Annotated in this window: 21 protein-coding genes; 10 read left to right on the top strand and 11 right to left on the bottom strand. The window is 67.4% G+C overall.

Annotation, left to right across the window (positions count from 1 at the left end; all coding sequences use genetic code 11):
- Positions 1–4 precede the first annotated feature (4 nt).
- The 7 genes from ureC to IE224_RS02200 form a co-directional block, all read right to left on the bottom strand.
- Entirely contained in the window at positions 5–1,690 is a 1,686-nt protein-coding gene (gene ureC, locus IE224_RS02230; RefSeq protein WP_191307726.1) for an urease subunit alpha, read from the bottom strand.
- A complete protein-coding gene (locus tag IE224_RS02225; RefSeq protein WP_191308259.1) occupies positions 1,687–1,992 on the bottom strand; it encodes an urease subunit beta in 306 nt (101 codons plus the stop codon). Before IE224_RS02225 ends, ureC begins: the two co-directional genes overlap by 4 nt.
- A 12-nt stretch (positions 1,993–2,004) precedes the next feature.
- Complete coding sequence (locus IE224_RS02220) at positions 2,005–2,565, bottom strand: HupE/UreJ family protein (RefSeq protein ID WP_191307724.1); 561 nt, start codon at positions 2,563–2,565, stop codon at positions 2,005–2,007.
- Entirely contained in the window at positions 2,566–2,877 is a 312-nt protein-coding gene (locus IE224_RS02215) for an urease subunit gamma (RefSeq protein WP_167623130.1), read from the bottom strand. It lies immediately after the preceding gene.
- Positions 2,878–2,879: 2 nt separating this feature from the next.
- A complete protein-coding gene (locus IE224_RS02210) occupies positions 2,880–3,695 on the bottom strand; it encodes an urease accessory protein UreD (protein WP_191307722.1) in 816 nt (271 codons plus the stop codon).
- 118 nt (positions 3,696–3,813) lie between these two features.
- Positions 3,814–4,584, bottom strand: coding sequence for a GNAT family N-acetyltransferase (locus tag IE224_RS02205; protein WP_167623128.1), 771 nt, complete (start codon positions 4,582–4,584; stop codon positions 3,814–3,816).
- Positions 4,585–4,647: 63 nt separating this feature from the next.
- Positions 4,648–5,709 carry an AI-2E family transporter gene (locus tag IE224_RS02200; RefSeq protein ID WP_191307719.1) on the bottom strand — a complete coding sequence of 354 codons (1,062 nt, stop codon included), beginning with the start codon at positions 5,707–5,709 and terminating at the stop codon, positions 4,648–4,650.
- A gap of 129 nt (positions 5,710–5,838) precedes the next feature.
- Here IE224_RS02200 and ndk point away from each other — a divergent pair, with 129 nt between their 5' ends.
- The 5 genes from ndk (at position 5,839) to dps (ending at position 9,114) form a co-directional block, all read left to right on the top strand.
- Positions 5,839–6,261: a nucleoside-diphosphate kinase gene (ndk, locus tag IE224_RS02195; protein WP_126156352.1), complete on the top strand. Its 423-nt coding sequence runs from the start codon at positions 5,839–5,841 to the stop codon at positions 6,259–6,261.
- Positions 6,262–6,408: 147 nt separating this feature from the next.
- Positions 6,409–7,335 (top strand): ACP S-malonyltransferase, encoded by a 927-nt coding sequence (gene fabD, locus IE224_RS02190; protein WP_191307717.1) that lies wholly within the window; start codon positions 6,409–6,411, stop codon positions 7,333–7,335.
- 42 nt (positions 7,336–7,377) lie between these two features.
- A complete protein-coding gene (gene fabG / locus IE224_RS02185) occupies positions 7,378–8,115 on the top strand; it encodes a 3-oxoacyl-ACP reductase FabG (protein ID WP_191307714.1) in 738 nt (245 codons plus the stop codon).
- Positions 8,116–8,262: 147 nt separating this feature from the next.
- A complete protein-coding gene (locus IE224_RS02180; RefSeq protein WP_089387089.1) occupies positions 8,263–8,496 on the top strand; it encodes an acyl carrier protein in 234 nt (77 codons plus the stop codon).
- 126 nt (positions 8,497–8,622) lie between these two features.
- Positions 8,623–9,114, top strand: coding sequence for a DNA starvation/stationary phase protection protein Dps (gene dps, locus IE224_RS02175; RefSeq protein WP_191307712.1), 492 nt, complete (start codon positions 8,623–8,625; stop codon positions 9,112–9,114).
- A gap of 16 nt (positions 9,115–9,130) precedes the next feature.
- On the opposite strand, the gene IE224_RS02170 is transcribed toward dps, so the two are convergent.
- Complete coding sequence (locus IE224_RS02170) at positions 9,131–9,949, bottom strand: sulfotransferase family protein (RefSeq protein ID WP_167623123.1); 819 nt, start codon at positions 9,947–9,949, stop codon at positions 9,131–9,133.
- A 130-nt stretch (positions 9,950–10,079) separates the two neighbouring features.
- Between IE224_RS02170 and IE224_RS02165 the strand changes: the two genes are divergently transcribed.
- Positions 10,080–11,654 (top strand): DUF5928 domain-containing protein, encoded by a 1,575-nt coding sequence (locus IE224_RS02165; protein WP_167623514.1) that lies wholly within the window; start codon positions 10,080–10,082, stop codon positions 11,652–11,654.
- A gap of 14 nt (positions 11,655–11,668) precedes the next feature.
- A complete protein-coding gene (locus IE224_RS02160; protein ID WP_191307710.1) occupies positions 11,669–12,052 on the top strand; it encodes a histidine triad nucleotide-binding protein in 384 nt (127 codons plus the stop codon).
- A gap of 13 nt (positions 12,053–12,065) precedes the next feature.
- On the opposite strand, the gene IE224_RS02155 is transcribed toward IE224_RS02160, so the two are convergent.
- Positions 12,066–12,989 (bottom strand): ABC transporter ATP-binding protein, encoded by a 924-nt coding sequence (locus IE224_RS02155; protein ID WP_191307708.1) that lies wholly within the window; start codon positions 12,987–12,989, stop codon positions 12,066–12,068.
- Positions 12,990–13,153: 164 nt separating this feature from the next.
- Here IE224_RS02155 and IE224_RS02150 point away from each other — a divergent pair, with 164 nt between their 5' ends.
- Positions 13,154–13,342 carry a zinc-finger domain-containing protein gene (locus IE224_RS02150; protein WP_229849232.1) on the top strand — a complete coding sequence of 63 codons (189 nt, stop codon included), beginning with the start codon at positions 13,154–13,156 and terminating at the stop codon, positions 13,340–13,342.
- Here IE224_RS02150 and IE224_RS02145 read toward each other — a convergent pair.
- Complete coding sequence (locus IE224_RS02145; RefSeq protein ID WP_167623512.1) at positions 13,339–13,500, bottom strand: DUF2256 domain-containing protein; 162 nt, start codon at positions 13,498–13,500, stop codon at positions 13,339–13,341. The two genes, IE224_RS02150 and IE224_RS02145, sit on opposite strands and share 4 nt — an antisense overlap.
- 95 nt (positions 13,501–13,595) lie before the next feature.
- Here IE224_RS02145 and polA point away from each other — a divergent pair, with 95 nt between their 5' ends.
- Together polA and IE224_RS02135 are read left to right on the top strand one after the other, a co-directional pair.
- Positions 13,596–16,394, top strand: a complete 2,799-nt coding sequence (gene polA, locus IE224_RS02140; protein WP_191307703.1) for a DNA polymerase I — start codon at positions 13,596–13,598, stop codon at positions 16,392–16,394.
- A complete protein-coding gene (locus tag IE224_RS02135) occupies positions 16,394–17,311 on the top strand; it encodes a cation diffusion facilitator family transporter (protein ID WP_191307700.1) in 918 nt (305 codons plus the stop codon). The genes polA and IE224_RS02135 overlap by 1 nt, the downstream gene beginning before the upstream one ends.
- Positions 17,312–17,335: 24 nt before the next feature.
- On the opposite strand, the gene IE224_RS02130 is transcribed toward IE224_RS02135, so the two are convergent.
- On the bottom strand, positions 17,336–17,979 hold a 644-nt coding region (locus IE224_RS02130), incomplete at its 5' end, for an oxygen-independent coproporphyrinogen III oxidase (protein ID WP_506330846.1).

Raw genomic sequence — 17,979 nt, 5'->3', positions numbered from 1 at the left:
TCCCTCAGAACAGGAAATAGCGTTGGGCCATGGGCAGTTCCGTAGCCGGTTCGCAGGTCAGCAACTGCCCGTCGGCGCGGACTTCATAGGTTTCTGGGTCCACCTCGATGGCGGGCATGGCGGCGTTCAGGACCATGTCGGCCTTGCCGATGCCTCGGGTGTTTTCCGCCGCGATCAGGGTCTTGTGCAAGTTGTCCCCCGCGCCGTTTTCCAGGCCCGCCTTCGACACGAACAGCGCGGACGCCCGGCCCGTATGCCCCCACATCGGGCGCGAGAAGATCGGCTGCACGGGGATCGAGCCGTTCGGATCGCCCATCTGCGCCACGCTGATCTGCCCGCCGACCAGAACCATTTCCGGCTTCACGCCGAAGAAGGCGGGCGACCACAGCACCAGGTCGGCCCGCTTGCCCGGCGTGATGCTGCCGATATGGGCGGAAACGCCATGCGCGATGGCCGGGTTGATCGTGTATTTGGCGATATAGCGGCGGGCGCGCAGGTTGTCGTTCTGGCCCGTCTCCTCTGGCAACCGGCCCCGCTGGCGGCGCATCTTGTCGGCGGTCTGCCAGGTGCGGATGATGACTTCGCCGATCCGGCCCATGGCCTGGCTGTCGGACGAGATGACGCTGAACGCGCCCAGGTCGTGCAGGATGTCCTCGGCCGCGATGGTTTCGCGCCGGATGCGGGATTCGGCGAAGGCCACGTCCTCGGGCACGCGGCGGTCGAGGTGGTGGCAGACCATCAGCATGTCGAGATGTTCCTCGACCGTGTTGGCCGTATAGGGCCGCGTCGGGTTGGTGGACGAGGGCAGGACATTGCCCATGCCGACCATGCGGATGATGTCGGGGGCGTGGCCGCCGCCCGCGCCCTCGGTGTGATAGGCGTGGATGGTGCGGCCGGCGATGGCGGCCATCGTGTCCTCGACGAAACCGGATTCGTTCAGCGTGTCGGTGTGGATCATCACCTGAACGTCCATGGCATCGGCCACCGTCAGGCAGTTGTCGATGGCGGCGGGGGTGGTGCCCCAGTCCTCGTGCAGCTTCAGCGCGCAGGCGCCGGCGCGGATCTGTTCCTCCAAGGGCGCGGGGACGCTGGCGTTGCCCTTGCCCGCGATGCCGATGTTGACGGGCAGGTCGGCGCAGGCCTCCATCATCCGGGCGATGTGCCAGGGGCCGGGGGTGCAGGTTGTGGCAAGCGTGCCATGCGCAGGCCCGGTGCCGCCGCCCAGCAGCGTCGTGACGCCGGAATGCAGCGCATGGTCCACCTGCTGCGGGCAGATGTAGTGGATGTGGCAATCGAAGCCGCCGGGCGTCAGGATGCGCCCCTCGCCCGCGATGATCTCGGTGCCGGGACCGATGATCAGCGTCACGCCCGGCTGCGTGTCGGGATTGCCCGCCTTGCCGATGCCCGCGATGCGGCCGTCGCGCAGGCCCACGTCGGCCTTCACGATGCCTCGGTGGTCGAAGACCACGACGCCGGTGATGACCGTGTCCATCGCGCCGCCTTCGCGCGTGACCTGGGACTGGCCCATGCCGTCGCGGACGACCTTGCCGCCGCCGAACTTGACCTCCTCTCCGGGGATGGTCAGGTCGCGCTCGACCTCGATCAGCAGATCGGTATCGGCCAGCCGGATGCGGTCGCCGGTGGTGGGGCCGTAAAGCGCGGCGTAGTCGGCGCGAGACAGGCGGGTCATAGCACCCCCATGATGTCTTTGCGGAAACCCTGCACGATGCGTTCGCCCGCGAAGGGGATCAGGCGCACCTCGCGCGACTGGCCGGGTTCGAACCGGACGGCGGTGCCAGCGGGGATCGACAGGCGCATCCCGCGCGCGGCGGCACGGTCGAAGTGCAGGGCGGGGTTGGTTTCGGCGAAATGGTAATGGCTGCCGACCTGGATCGGGCGGTCGCCGGTATTGGCGACCATGACGGTGACCGAATCGCGCCCCTGGTTCAGGACGATCTCGCCGGGTGCGGGCAGGATTTCGCCCGGAACAATCTTGCGGGTCATTCAGCCCACCATCGCCAAGGCCAAGCCCGCCGCCGCCGTGCCGCCGCCCAGGGCGCGCAGGGCCGTGCCGCGTTCCAGTATCCGCGCCGCGCCGATGCCCACCCCATGCAGCGCAAGTGTTGCCACCGCGAAGCCCGCAGCATAGGCGGCCAGCCCCGCCGCGGGGCCTTCCGCCCCATGCGCCCAGCCATGCGCCATGCCGAACAGCGCCACGCCGGGAACCATCGCCGCCAGCGGCAGGCGCGCGGCCATCGCGACAAGCGCGCCCAGGATCACGACAGAGGCAAGGATCATCGGCTCGACCGCCGGAAAGGACAGCCCGCCGAAGCCCGCCAGTCCGCCTGCCACCATGCTGCCCACGAAGGTCAGCGGCAGCGCCCACAGCGCACGGCCCCCCATCTGGGCCGCCAGAAGCCCAAGCGCCACCATCGCCAGCAGGTGATCGGCGCCGCCCAAGGGATGGCTCAGGCCCGACAGGAACTGGCCTTCGTCATGATGGCCGACATGGGCCAGGGCGGCCTGCGGCAGCAGAAGGGCGGCGGCAATGGAAATCTTTTTCATTCAAGCCTCGTGGCGGATCGGGTGGTGGACGGTGACCAGCTTGGTCCCGTCGGGGAAGGTGGCCTCGACCTGGACGGATTCGATCATGGCGGGAACGCCCTCCATGCATTGATCGGCGGTGATGACATGCGCGCCCGCCTGCATCAGGTCGGCTACGCTGCGCCCGTCGCGCGCGCCCTCGACCACGAAATCGGTGATGAGCGCGATCGCCTCGGGGTGGTTCAGCTTGACGCCGCGGGCCAGCCGGCCGCGCGCCACCATTGCGGCAACCGAGACCAGCAGCTTTTCGCGTTCGCGCGGGGAAAGGTTCATCGTCAGACCTGCCAGATGCGGGGAAGGGGATCGGGCCGCAGCGCGGCCAGAAGGCGGATGACCTGCCGGCGCAGCGGCCAGTCGTCGCGGGCCAGGCAGCGGACCACCAGCCGCCCCGGCGGGGCACTTGCCGCGCCGGCGACGCCGGGTTCGTCCAGGACGGCGCGGGCGCGCGCCAGAAGGTCGGGCGCATGGGGCGCGACCACCGCCAGCGTCGCAAGGGCGCGGGCATCGCCCAGCAGGGCGGGGCCGTTCCGCCGAAGCAGCGCGGCGTCGTCCAGGGCCAGGGCGTCGTGGTGGATCAGCCGCCCGTCCCGGCGCACGGTGCGGCGGTCGCGAAAGCGGATGCGGGCCGGCTCCTCGCCCATGGCCAGGCGGCCCAGCACGATCATTTCCAGCAGCAGGCAGCCGGCGCCGGGGGCCAGATCCACCTGCGTGTCGCGGCAAAGCGCGCTGCCCTCGAACAGGATGGTTTCCTGCGGCAGCCAGTCAAGCCAGCCGCCCGCGCCCACGGCAAGCCGAACCTCGGCCCGCGCAGGGGCCGCCTTGGCGCGATAGGCGCGCTCGGCCGTCTGGGTGGTCGCCAGCACCCGGGCGCCGGGCTGCAGGGTCACGGCAAAGGACAGCCGGTCGCCCGAGGCCAGCCCGCCCGAGGTGTTCAGAAAGGCGATCTCGGGCAGGCCCGCGGTCATGCGCGGCAGCATGGCCTTGGCGGAACCCGACTGCGCCAGATCGACAAGCCCTCGCGGGCCCATGACCACATGCGCAGCGCCGGTGCTGCGCTGAAGACGGGGGGCTGGGGCGGAGGCATCGAACATGCCCTGAAGGGGCGGCGGGGCCCGGCAAAGGTCAATCGCGCGTCATTGGGCCGATGCCCGGTTGCTGCGCAGGGCAAGGCAGATTGCCAGTAAAGCGTGCAATATGCCCGCCAAACGATCAGTCGGGGAATGCTTGGCTGGCAGAGGCCAGCAGCCTCTGCCTCCGGGCAGGAGGGATCGCCGCCGTTTCGACCGCAGTAAAGACGTGCATGGTCCCAAGGCTGGCATCCACCACCGCGTGGTCGCTGACCCAGCCGCCGAGCGCCAGATAGCTTCGCAGCAGCGGCGGCATCCCGGCCATGGCCCGCCGCGGATCGTGGGGACCGGCCAGCGGGGCGCGGGCAAGCCGGAAGACATGGGGCGCCTTGATACGCGGCCACCAGCGGCGGGGCGCCAGGTGGCGGGCCTGCAGCAGGGCGAAGGCCTGGGCGTGATCCGCGGGATCGGTTCCCCGGAAGCTGGAGCAGCCGAACAGCATCCGCGCGCCTGTCGCCTCGACCACGCGCGTCAGCGCGGCCCAGGCCAGGCGGATCACGTCCGGATCCTGGACATGGGGGTGGACGCAGAAGCGGCCTACTTCGACCAGGGGGCTGTCGAAGGCCTCGAAGGCGCCGAGGTCGTAGAACTGGGCAGAGTAGCTGGCCCCGATGTCCCGCCCGCCCGGCAGCGGCAGGAAGCGGAAGCAGCAGACCAGCCGGCCGCTTGCCGCGTCGCTGATCAGCATATGGCCGCAGCGGTCGTCATGGGCGTCGGACTCGATCTCGTCGCCGCTGGCGGCATCGCCGTCCCGTGCGACGAAGCACAGCCAGCGAAGGCGCTGCGCCCTGCGCAGGTCGTCGGCCGAGGCGGCCAGCCGCGCCAGATAGCGGCCCTTGCGGAATGGTGTCATGCGGCGGCCCCTTCAGGCTTAGACAGGCTGTTCCGACCCATGCCGTGACAGAACTGCGCCGCGTCAGTCGCCCATGCGGTCGCCCAGCACATCCTCGACATAGATCCGCTTGACCAGGATGATCGTCACCAGAAGCAAGGGCGTCGCCAGGATGATCCCGCCGAAGCCGAACAAGCCGCCGAAGGCCAGGATCGCCAGCACGGTCAGCGCGGGCGGCAGGTCGGCGGCATAGCGCTGGATCAGGGGCATCAGCAGGTTTCCCTCGACCTGCTGGATGACCACGAACAGCAGCGCGACATAGATGGCCAGATCGACCCCCTGGGTCAAGGCAAACAGCACCGCCGGGATCCCCGACAGGAACGGGCCGACGACCGGGATGATGTTGGTCAGCCCTGCGATCAGCCCCAGGACAAGAGCCAGGGGCACGTCCAGCAGCCACAGACCCAGGCCGGTGGCGACCGCGACCAGCAGCATGTCGGCCGCCTGCCCGCCCATCCAGCGGGCCAGCGCGCGGCCAAGCTCGTCCGCGATCTGCGCGGCGCGGGGCCGATAGGACAGCGCCACCAGCCGCAGCGCCCCGCCCCGGTACAAGGGCGCGTCAAGCGCCAGGAAGATCGCCACCGTCACCAGCAGCACAAGGTTCGCCACGCTGCCGAAGACCGTGGTCAGCGTCCCCGTGACATAGCCGAACAGCGATGGCAGCGTGCCTTCGGGCGCGGGGCTGCCGCCGCCGCTCTGGGCGTTCTCCATCCGCTGTTCAAGGAACTGCCCGACCGAACTGCCGGACAGCCAGTCGCTGACCTGGTCCCAGGCGGCGGGCAGGCTGCCCAGCAGTTGCTGGAACTGTTCCGAAATCGACGGCCCCGCCCAGACAACCACCCCCGCGATCACCAGTGCCGCCGCCAGGGCCGACAGCAGCACGCCGGGCTTGAAGCCCAGCCCTGTCCGGCGGTTCAGCAGGCTGGCCCCCGCCCGCAGCGCGATGGCGATCAGGATCGCGCCAAAGCCCATCAGCAGCACGTTCGACCATTGCCACATGGCGCCCAGCAGCAGCGCCAGGGCAAAGGCCAGAACGATCCCGCCGGGGCGCAGGCGCGGTCGTGGGGCGTCGGGGCGGTCGGTCATGGCCTTGGCCTTTCGTCTGTTTCGCCCGCATCATGCCTGCCTTGCCCGCAGATACCATCCCTGATAACCGGGCGCGGATGTCTTGACCGGGCGGGACTGTCCCGCCTGCCACAGCAAAAGGGACGCCCCATGGCCATCGAACGCACGCTTTCCATCATCAAGCCCGACGCCACCCGCCGCAACCTGACCGGCAAGATCAACGCCAAGTTCGAGGATGCGGGCCTGCGCATCGTCGCGCAAAAGCGCATCAAGCTGTCGGCCGAGCAGGCGGGCAAGTTCTACGAGGTCCACAAGGACCGCCCCTTCTATGGCGAACTGGTCGAGTTCATGGCATCCGAACCCGTCGTCGTGCAGGTTCTGGAAGGCGAGAACGCGATTGCCAAGAACCGCGAAGTGATGGGCGCGACCAACCCCGCCCAAGCCGACGAGGGCACCATCCGCAAGGAATTCGCGCTGTCCGTCGGCGAAAACTCGGTCCACGGGTCCGACGCGCCGGAAACGGCCAAGGAGGAGATCGCGTTCTTCTTCTCGGGGCTTGAACTGGTCGGCTGATCGGTTCGACGAGTGGTGAGATGGAAAGGGGCCGCAAGGCCCCTTTTCTTGTAGAGGCGGCCGCACCTTGCGGAAATATCCCCCCGTTGCACCCCCACCCCCATCCGCGCTATCCCCTTTTGAACCCAGACCAGCAGGAGACCCCACATGCGCGCGTTCGTCTTTCCAGGCCAGGGGGCGCAGACCATCGGCATGGGGCGCGAGCTGGCCGAGGTCTATCCCGCCGCGCGCGAGGTCTTTGACCGGGTGGACGAGGCGCTTGGGGAAAAGCTGTCGGACCTGATCTGGACCGGCGATATCGAGACCCTGACGCTGACGCAGAACGCGCAGCCGGCCTTGATGGCGACCTCGATGGCGGCGTTCCGGGCGATGGAGACCGAGGGGATCACCATCCGGGACGCCAATTTCGTGGCGGGGCATTCGCTGGGCGAATACTCGGCCCTTTGCGCGGCGGGGGCCCTGACGCTGGAGGATACGGCGCGGCTGCTGCGCCTGCGCGGCCAGGCCATGCAAGAGGCCGTGCCCGTGGGGCAGGGCGCGATGGCCGCGATCCTGGGGCTGGATTTCGCGACCGTCGATCGCATCGCGCGAGAGGCCGGGGGCGAGGGGGTGGTGCAGGCCGCCAACGACAACGATCCTGGGCAGGTCGTGATCTCGGGCAACAAGGACGCCGTGGAGCGCGCCGCCGCCGCGATGAAGGAGGCGGGGGCCAAGCGGGCGCTGATGCTGCCGGTTTCCGCGCCCTTCCATTCGGTGCTGATGCAGCCCGCCGCGGCGGTCATGGCCAACGCGCTTGCGGGCGTGGACATCCAGCCCCCGGCCGTGCCGCTGGTCGCCAATGTCCGCGCCGAGGCGGTGACGGAGCCCGGCGCGATCCGGCGGCTGCTGGTCGAGCAGGTGACCGGCACCGTCCGCTGGCGCGAATCCATCGCCAACATGGCCGCCGCCGGCGTGACCGAGTTCTGGGAGATCGGCGCGGGCAAGGCCTTGTCCGGCATGATCAAGCGCATCGCCAAGGACGCGGTCGTGCGCAACGTGGGCGCCCCTGCGGACATCGCGGCGCTGAAGGGCTGACCGGGCCTTTTTGGGTATTTGGACAACGAAGAAGGATCAGCCATGTTCGATCTGACAGGCAAGACGGCCCTGGTGACGGGCGCATCGGGCGGCATCGGCGGCGCCATCGCCCAGGCTCTGCACGGCGCGGGCGCAACGGTTGCGTTGTCGGGCACGCGCGAGGGGCCGCTGAACGACCTGGCCTCGGCCCTGGGGGATCGGGCGCATGTGGTGCCCGCGAACCTGTCGAATGCTGAAGCTGCCGCAGGGCTGATCAAGGATGCCGCGGCCGCCATGGGATCGGTCGACATCCTGGTCAACAACGCCGGGATCACGCGCGACAACCTGTTCATGCGCATGTCCGACGAGGAATGGAGCCAGGTCATGGACGTGAACCTGACCGGCGTCTTCCGCCTGTCGCGGGCGGCGCTGCGTGGCATGATGAAGTCCCGCTGGGGGCGGATCGTCAACATCACCTCGGTCGTGGGGGCCACGGGCAATCCGGGGCAGGGCAACTATGCCGCGGCCAAGGCGGGCCTTGTGGGGATGTCGAAGTCGCTGGCATACGAGGTCGCAAGCCGGGGCATCACGGTGAACTGCGTGGCGCCGGGCTTTATCGCGACGCCCATGACCGATAGCCTGACCGACGACCAGAAGGGCAAGATCCTGTCCCAGATCCCCGCCGGCCGCATGGGCACGCCCGAGGAGATCGCGGCGGCGGTCCTGTATCTTGCCAGTCCCGAGGCGGCCTATGTCACCGGCGCCACGCTGCATGTGAACGGCGGCATGGCCATGGTCTGAGGCAACCCTTTCAATCGAAAGCGGTTGCAAGAGGGTTCACGGGTGCTATATCCCCCGCTTTAGCAGCAGGGGAACCGCCCTGGGCTGAACCGGGCCTGTTGTGCCCGCGGAAAACTGGGCGGATGCCCGCGAGAATGAGGATGTGACATGAGCGATATCGCTGATCGCGTGAAGAAGATCGTGGTCGAGCATCTGGGCGTCGAGGAAGACAAGGTGGTCGAATCCGCCTCGTTCATCGACGACCTGGGGGCCGACAGCCTCGACACCGTCGAGCTGGTCATGGCGTTCGAGGAAGAATTCGGGATCGAGATCCCGGACGACGCCGCCGAAACCATCCAGACCGTCGGCGATGCGGTGACCTTCATCAAGGGCGCGGTCTGATCCGCATTCTTGCCACGAACGGCATTCCGAAACGGCGTCCTTGCACAGGCAGGGGCGCCGTTTTCCTTTGAAGTTGCTGCTTCGGAACCGGCTGCGCCGGGCCGCCGTTGGTCCGCGAACCAAAGGATGAAGGAGACGATCATGGCCGTCGCATTGAAGGGGCTTTCCGACAACGCCCGCAAGACCTCGATCTCGGAACTGAACGGGCGGCTGGCCGATTCCATCGCCTTGGCGCTTGCGGTCAAGCAGGCGCATTGGAACGTGAAGGGGCGCAACTTCATCGCCGTGCATGAACTGTTCGACACCGTTCACACCAACCTGCGCGAACAGATCGACGTCATGGCCGAACGGGTGCAGCAACTGGACGGCGTGGCCATCGGCACGGCCGAAAAGGTGTCGGGCGCGACCACGCTGCCGGAATACCCCACCGGCCTGACCCGGGCCGAGGATCATATCCGCGCGCTTTGCGACCGCTTCCGCGACCATGGCGAAAGGCTGCGGATCGCCATCGATGCCACGGACGAGGCGGGCGATGCCGATACCGCCGACATCTTCACCGCCGCGTCCCGCAGCCTGGACAAGGACCTGTGGTTCATGGAAAGCCATCTGGAGGAGTGACGGCCCGGGCCGCGTCCTAGCGGCCCAGTTTGGCGTGAACCTCGTCCAGGTCGATCTCGCCCAGCGGCATCTTGTTGTCGGGGTTGTCGAAGTCGTACCGGAACAGCTGGAAGTCGTCCTTGTATATCTCCCAGGTCAGGTGGCGCGCCAGGTCGTCGAAGTAGTCGCTGACCTTGTGTGCCCGCTTGGGGCCGTGCCCCTCGGATTCGTTGAAGCGGGGCACGGCGGCCAGATCGACGGGCACGGGGGTGCTTGCGCCCGACAGGACGCCGGCCATCCCGTCGTTGAAGGTTTCGGTGAAGAAGATCCGGTCGTAGCGGCCGCCGTTGGCGATGAAGGTGCCGACATGGCCAGACATGGCGGACCAGTGGATGTCGGGTTCCATGGGGCGGCGGAAGCGGATCGTGTCGCGCGCGAACAGCAGGAAGCGGCGGAAGCTGGCGATCTGGTCGAAGTCGAAGCCGTTTTCCGGGCTGCCCACCTCGATCCCGTAACGCTGGGCCAGTTGCGGCACCAGGTTGCCCCGATAGCGCCGGCCGTTCCGCTGGATGCCAGCGATCTTGTCGAAGAAGGACGACAGGATGCGGGCATATGGGTTGCGCACGCAAGTGAAGGTCAGGGCATCGGCCCGGACGACAGCCTGTTCGATCAAGGGCTTGCTGCGGTCCTGGGACCATTTGTGCAGCCCGTCGGTCGAATCATGGATGTCGCCGTCGAAGAACCGGCCGTGATCGGAATAGAACATGATCTGCCCGATGGTCGAGCAGGCGCATTTCGGCACCACCCGATAGATCAGGCTTTCGCTTTCGGTCATCCAGACGCCGGGAAAACCCATCGCCATTCTCCTTATTGGGGTGCCCGGCTTGCTCCTTCGCGTCAAACGCGGCTAGACACAAAAACCAAATGCTGGCGGAAGATTCAACGCCTTCAATGGAATTGTGACCAGAACCGAAAGCCCGCTGCCGATGGCCCGTATCGCCTTCATTCTGCTGACCCACAAGGATCCGCAAGGTGTGGTTGATCAGGCGCGCCGGCTGACGGCCGCAGGCGACTATGTCTCGATCCACTATGACCGCGGCGCGCCGGCCGATGGCTATCGCCTGATCCGCGAGGCGCTTGCGGGCCATCCGGGCGTCACCTTTGCGCCGGTTCGCATCCGCTGCGGCTGGGGCGAATGGTCGCTGGTCGCCGCCACACTGGCCGCCCTGCGCGCGGCCGAACGTGCTTTTCCGGAAGCCACGCATTTCTACATGCTGTCGGGCGACTGCATGCCGATCAAGTCGGCGGAATATGCGCGCGATTTCCTGGACCGCGACGATTGCGACTATGTCGAATCCTTCGATTTCTTCGACAGCGACTGGATCAAGACCGGCATCAAGGGTGAGCGGCTGGCCTATCGGCACTGGTTCAACGAGCGCAGGAACAAGCGCCTGTTCTATGCCAGCATGAGGGTGCAGAAATGGCTGCGGCTGGACCGTCCCCTGCCGCGCGGCATCCAGGTGATGATCGGGTCGCAATGGTGGTGCCTGCGCCGCCAGACGGTCGAAGCCGTGCTGGGCCTGATCGCCGACCGGCCGGATCTGGTCCGCTTCTTCCGCACCACCTGGATCCCGGACGAGACCTTCTTCCAGACGCTTGTCGCCCATCTGGTTCCAAAGGCCGAGATCCGCCGCCGGTCCCCCACCTGCCTGATGTTCACCGACTACGGGATGCCGGTGACATTCTACAACGACCATTACGACCTGCTGATCCGCCAGGACTATCTGTTCGCCCGCAAGATCAGCGCCGAGGCGCAGGATCTGCGCGCAAGGCTGGGCGCCCTGTGGCAGGCCAAGGATGTCAGCTTCGCCATCTCGAACGAGGCGCCGCGCCTGTTCCGCTTCCTGACCGGGCGGGGCCGGGTCGGCCGGCGCTTCGCTCCCCGCTTCTGGGAGGACGACGGGGCGGGGCGCGACCGGGTGATCTGCCTGGTGGTCGCAAAGAAATGGCACTGGGCCAAGCGGCTGACGGCGGCGATCCGCGCGCGGACCGAGGTTCCGGCGGTGGATTACATCTTCAACGAACGCGAGGCCGCCTTGCCCGACCTGGGCGGGATCGCCTCCACCGTCGCCAAGCGGGAACGGCATCGCCGCGCCCTGGTCCGGCTGCTGCTCGAGGATTTCGGCGCGAACCGGCTTGTGCTGTGCCTCGACCCCTCGGCCCTGACCTTGATCGCCGATTTCATGAATGACCGGGCCCAGACGCGGATCCTGTTCATCGATGGCCAGTTCGACGAGGATTACCTGCGCGGCCATATGCGCCGGATCGGCCTGTCCGGTCCCGCCACGCCGGATCCGGTGGTCCGGCAGTTGCTGCCGATCCTTGCCAGCGACCTGGCCCACGAGGCCGAGCGTCTGCGCGACATGGCCGGTGCGCGTCTGGCAGTGCTTTCACCCTCGGCTCCCTTGCCTGCCAATGCCGATGCCATCGCGCGGTTTCTGGACCTGCCCGCCGACGTCGCGCATGATCTGGCGCAGACGCCGCATCTGTTTGCCGATTGACCAAAGGAACGCCCATGGCCCTTGCTTATGACGACACCAACATCTTCGCCCGCATCCTGCGCGGCGAGATCCCCTGCGACAAGGTGGCCGAGAACGACCACGCCCTGGCCTTCCGCGACATCCGGCCCCAGGCACCGGTGCATGTTCTGGTGATCCCGAAAGGCGCCTATGTCAGCTTCGACGATTTCGCGGCCAATGCCTCTAACGCCGAGATCCTGGGCTTTACCCGGCTGTGCGCACAGGTCTGCATGTCCGAGGGCGTGGACCTGGCCGGGGGGAACCAGGGCTTCCGCGCCGTCGCCAACACCGGCCACCACGGCGTGCAAGAGGTGCCGCATTACCACCTGCACATCATGGGCGGGCGGGTGATGGGGCCGATGCTGTCCCGCCAAGGCTAGGGGCGCGCCAGGGCTAGGGGCGCGTCATTTCGACGAACACGTCCTCAAGGTCGGGCTGCTCGGTCGCGACATCCAGGATGGGGACACCTGCGCCGCGCAGCGCGTCCAGCAACTGATCGGCGCGGATCCCCGACGGGGGATAGCTGATCGCCAGCCGCCCGTCGCCCCGCCATTCGGGATGCGCGCCGTCCGGCAGCGGGGGCAGGGCTGTGCGCCCGCCCGTGTCCAGCACCAGCGTCTTGCCGTCGGCCCGCGACAACAGGCTGCGCGTGTCCTGCCGCACCACCAGTTCGCCGTGGTTGATGATGGCGATCTCGTCGCACATCTGCTCGGCTTCCTCCAGGTAATGGGTGGTCAGGATGATGGTCATGCCCTGGCGGTTCAACTCGCGGACGTTGTTCCACAGCATCTCGCGCAGGGTGATGTCCACGCCCGCCGTGGGTTCGTCCAGGACCAGGATCTGCGGGCGATGCACCAGGGCCTTGGCCAGCAGCAGGCGGCGGCGCATCCCGCCGGACAGGTTGCGGGCATAGGCGTTGGCCTGGTCGGTCAGGCCCACCAGATCCAGCAGCTCATCGGTCCAGCGTTCGCGTTTGGGCACGCCGTAAAGCCCCGCCTGCACCTCCAGGCTGGCGCGGGGGGTGAAGAACGGGTCCATGTTCAGTTCCTGCGGCATCACCCCGATGGCCGCGCGCGACTGGCGCGGGTTCACGTCCTGGTCGAAGCCCCAGATCGTCACCTTGCCCGCCGTCTTGTTGACCAGCCCCGCCAGGATGTTGATCATCGTGGACTTGCCCGCCCCGTTCGGCCCCAGCAGCCCGAAGATGCTGCCTGATGGGATGGTCAGGTCGATCCCCTTCAGCGCCTGCTTGGCGGGCGCGTTGCCTTGGGCGGCATAGGTCTTTTGCAACCCTGCGATCTCGATGGCGTTGGGCATTTCACTGATCCCCCTTGACGGGTTGCGACGGCTTGCGAAGGCAGGCTGCGCTGCGGTATGGGGCCTTAGACCAGATGCCGCCCGCCGCCACAAGAAGGCCAGCCATGACCCAACACATTCCGCCTGAAAACTCGTTGTCGACCGAACAGACGGATCTGTCCGAACTGCGCCTGCCCCCGCCCGCGATCCAGACCGTGACCACCTGGAAGGTCGCCTGCGACGGCGACGATGCCGGGGGCCTGGGCCATCCGCGTGTCTGGCTGGCGATTTCCCCGGAAACGGGCTTCGTCGATTGCGGCTATTGCGACAAGCGCTTCGTGATCGACCGCGACCACGCCCACGACGACCACTAGGTCTTGACGGGCCCGGGCGCCTTGGTGCCCCGGCACCGATCCGAACAATAGCGAACCTGGTCCCAGTCCCGCGCCCACTTCTTGCGCCAGGTGAAGGGCCGCCCGCAGCAGGCGCAGATCTTGCTGGGCAGGTCGCCCTTGCGAACCATTCTGGGCATTGCCACCTTCTGCATTTCGCCGGAACCAAGGCGCGTCTGGAAACCACGGCGCGATCATGCCAGAACCGGGTCCGGAATCGGAAAGGAACATGGCGATGAGCGACGGCTTCGGCAAGGGCTGCCACCTGCACCTGATCGACGGATCGGCCTTCATCTTCCGGGCCTATCACGCCCTGCCGCCGCTGACGCGCAAGTCCGACGGCCTGCCGGTCGGCGCGGTCGCCGGTTTCTGCAACATGCTGTGGAAATACGTCACTGACGAACGCGGGTCGGACGCGCCGACCCATGCGGCGGTGATCTTCGACCATTCGTCCAAGACCTTCCGCAACGACATCTACAACGCCTACAAGGCCAACCGCCCCGAGCCGCCCGAGGATCTGCGCCCGCAGTTCCCGCTGACCCGCGACGCCACCCGCGCCTTCAACATCGCCTGCATCGAGACCCAGGGCTACGAGGCCGACGACATCATCGCCGCCCTGTCCTGCAAGGCACGCGATGCGGGCGGGGCGGTCACGATCATCAGCAGCGACAAGGATCTGATGCAGCTTGTGGGCGACGGCGTGCAGATGCTGGACCCGATCAAGGGCAAGCCCATCGACCGCGACGAGGTGTTCGAGAAGTTCGGCGTCTGGCCCGACCGCGTGGTGGACGTGCAGGCGCTTGCGGGGGACGCCGTGGACAACGTGCCGGGCGCGCCGGGCATCGGCATCAAGACGGCCGCGCAACTGATCACCGAATACGGCGACCTGGAAACCCTGCTGGCGCGGGCAGGCGAGATCAAGCAGCCCAAGCGCCGCCAGACCCTGATCGACCATGCCGAACAGATCCGCATCTCCAAGCGGTTGGTCGAACTGGACTGCAACACGCCGCTGGATTTCACGCTGGACAGCCTTGAGGTGAAGGCCCCCGATGCAGCCCAGTTGCTGGGTTTCCTGTCCGAGATGGAGTTTCGGACCCTGACCGTCCGCGTGGCGGAAAAGCTGGGGGCAAAGGCGCCGCCGGTCGTGTCCGCCCCGGTGCGCGATGCGCCCGCTGTCCCCGACCTGCCGCCGATCGACCGGGCGGCTTATGAAACGATCACCGACGGCGCAGGTCTGGACCGCTGGATCCAGATGATCCGCGACGCCGGCCAGATGGCTATCGACACGGAGACCACGGGTCTTGATGAAATGCAGGCCGATCTGGCGGGCATCTGCCTGGCCGTGGCGCCGGGCCGGGCCTGCTATATCCCCGTGGGCCATGTGGCAGGCGGCGACGATCTGTTCGGCCAGTCTGCCCCGGTCGCGGGCCAGTTGCCGCTGGCCGATGTGCTGGCCGCGCTGAAGCCGTTGCTGGAGGATCCGGCGATCCTGAAGATCGGCCAGAACCTGAAATACGACTGGAAGATGCTGGCCCGCCACGGAATCCACATGGCCCCCCTGGCCGATACCATGCTGATGTCATACGCGCTGAACGCGGGCACCCATAACCACGGCATGGACGAACTGGCCGAACGCTACCTGGGCCACAAGTGCATCGCCATCAAGGAATTGATCGGCAGCGGCAAGTCGCAGATCAACTTTGCCCAGGTGCCCATTGACAAGGCCGCGCCCTATGCGGCGGAAGACGCTGATGTCACCCTGCGCCTGTTCCAGCATTTCGCGCCGCTTCTGCCGGTGGAACGCGTGACTACCGTCTATGAGACGACCGAATGTCCCATCGTCCCCGTCCTGGCCGAGATGGAGATGGCCGGCATCCGCATCGACGCCGAGGTGCTGCGCCGCATGTCGGGCGCCTTCGCGCAGAAGATGGCGGCGCTGGAGGACGAGATCTACGCTCTCGCGGGCCAGAAATTCACCATCGGCAGCCCCAAGCAGCTGGGCGAGATCCTGTTCGACAAGATGGGCATGACCGGCGGCAAGACCGGCAAGACCGGCGCCTTTTCCACAAGCGCCGATGTGCTGGAGGATCTGGCCGCCGAGGGTCATGACCTGCCCGCGCGCATCTTGGACTGGCGCCAGATCTCCAAGCTGAAATCCACCTATACCGACGCCTTGCCGACCTTCGTCAATCCGGACACGGGCCGCGTCCATACCAGCTATTCCATCGCGGGGGCGCAGACCGGGCGGCTGGCATCCACCGACCCGAACTTGCAGAACATCCCCGTCAGGACCGAGGAAGGCCGCCGCATCCGCGAGGCGTTCATCGCCGCCGAAGGGCATCGCCTCGTCAGCCTCGACTATAGCCAGATCGAGTTGCGGATCCTGGCCCATGTGGCCGACATTCCGGCGCTGAAGCAGGCCTTCCGCGAGGGCATCGACATCCATGCCATGACCGCCAGCCAGATGTTCGGCGTCCCGGTCGAGGGCATGGACCCGATGATCCGCCGCCGCGCCAAGGCGATCAACTTCGGCGTGATCTATGGCATCTCCTCCTTCGGGCTGTCGCGCAACCTGCGCATCCCGCGCGCCGAGGCGCAGGACTTCATCGACACCTATTTCCAGCGTTTCCCCGAAATCCGCGCCTACATGGACCGCACCATCGCCGATGCGAAGTCCGACGGCAGCGTGCGCACCCTGTTCGGGCGGCGCATCAACACGCCGGGCATCAACCAGTCCGGACCTGCGGCGGGGGGCGCGCGGCGCGCGGCGATCAACGCGCCGATCCAGGGTGCCGCCGCCGACATCATCCGCCGCGCCATGATCCGGATGCCCGCCGCCATTGCCCATCTGCCCGCGCGAATGCTGCTGCAGGTCCATGACGAACTGGTCTTCGAGGTGCGAGAGGATGCCGTGGACGACCTGATCACGGTCGCCCGCGCGGTGATGGAAAACGCCGCCGAGCCTGCCGTGAAGCTGTCGGTGCCGCTGGTCGTCGATGCGGGCACCGGCATGAACTGGGCCGAGGCGCATTGATGGGCCACGGCCATTCGCACGCGCACGGCCATTCCCATGGCCATCACCACGGCCACGGCGATGCGGCGATCGGCTGGGCCGTTGTCGTCAACCTGGCGCTGACGGCGGCGCAGATCGTCGGCGGATATGCCGCCGATTCGACCGCCCTGATCGCCGACGGGATCCACAACCTTTCCGACGCCCTGGCGCTTGTGCTGGCCTTCGGCGCGCGCAGGCTGGCCCGCCGGGCCGCCACGCCCGACTGGTCCTATGGCTGGGGCCGGGCGGAAATCGTCGCGGCCTTCGTCAATTATCTGGCGCTGATCGCGATTTCCATCTGGCTGGCGGTCGAGGCGCTTGCCCGCCTGACCGATCCGCCGCAGGTGGCGGGCGGGCTGGTGATGGGGCTGGCGGCCTTCGCCCTGGTCGTGGACCTGGCGACGGCGGCGCTTGTCTGGCGGGCGGCCAAGGACAGCGCCAATATCCGCGCCGCCTTCCTGCACAACCTGGCGGATGCGGGCGTGTCGGTGGCCGTCATCGGGGGCGGGGGGCTGATCTGGGCCTTTGGCTGGAACCTTGCCGACCCGATCCTGACGCTGGCGATCTCGGCCGTGATCCTTTGGCATATCGGGATGGAAATCGGCCCGGTCTTCCGGATGCTGATGCTGGCCGCCCCGCCGGGCAGCGATCCCGGCGCGGTGCTTTCAGCCCTGCGCGGCCTGCCGGGCGTCACGGATGCCCATCACCTGCACCTGTGGCAGATCGACGAAAAACGCGCGGCGGCATCCGTCCATTTGGTCGTCGGGGCCGATGATCCCTTTGCCATCACGCGCGCGGCAAAGGAAATGTTGGCCCATGACCACGGCATAGCCCATGCCACCATCGAGATCGAGCCGTCGGAAGCCTGCGCCGACCACAAGGGCCATCGCCACGCCTGAGATGCGGTGCCTGTGAACCGCCCCCTATACCGCCGACGAATGGCTGGTCGGCGCGGCCGTATAGGCGTCTAGCATATTGGCGACCATGCGCGCAAGCGGCCGGCCTTCTGGCGTGATCCTCAATCCCCAGGGGCCAAGCTGGACCATGTTGCCGAACTGCGCGACAACGGGATCGAAAGCCTGCTGCAACTGAGCGGGCGTCAGGCCGTAGTCACGGGCCATTTCCGCCGCATCCACCCGGAAATCGCACATCACCTGCTCGATCATCCGGCCTCGCCACAGATCCTCGGGCGTGAAGGCATGGCCCCTGGCATGGGGCAGGCGACCCTCGCGGATATGGGTGGTATAGGCGCCGGTCGCGGGGGCGTTCTGCGCGTAACCCTGCGGGAAGCGGGAAATCGAGGATGCGCCAAGGCCCAGCAGCACCTGCGCCCCGTCGTCGGTATAGCCCTGGAAGTTGCGCCGCAACCGGCCCGCCTTTTGCGCAACCGCCAGCCCGTCGCCAGGGCGCGCGAAATGGTCGATGCCGATCTCGGCGTAACCATCGGCCACGAACAGGTCGCGGGCGGTGTTGAACAGGGTCAACCGATCCTCGTTGCCGGGCAGGGCGTCCTCGGGGATCATCACCTGGCGCTTGGACATCCAGGGCACATGGGCATAGCCATACA

The sequence above is a fragment of the Paracoccus aerius genome, assembly GCF_014656455.1.
Lineage (GTDB): Bacteria > Pseudomonadota > Alphaproteobacteria > Rhodobacterales > Rhodobacteraceae > Paracoccus > Paracoccus aerius.
This window is presented reverse-complemented; position numbering and strand designations above follow the sequence as displayed.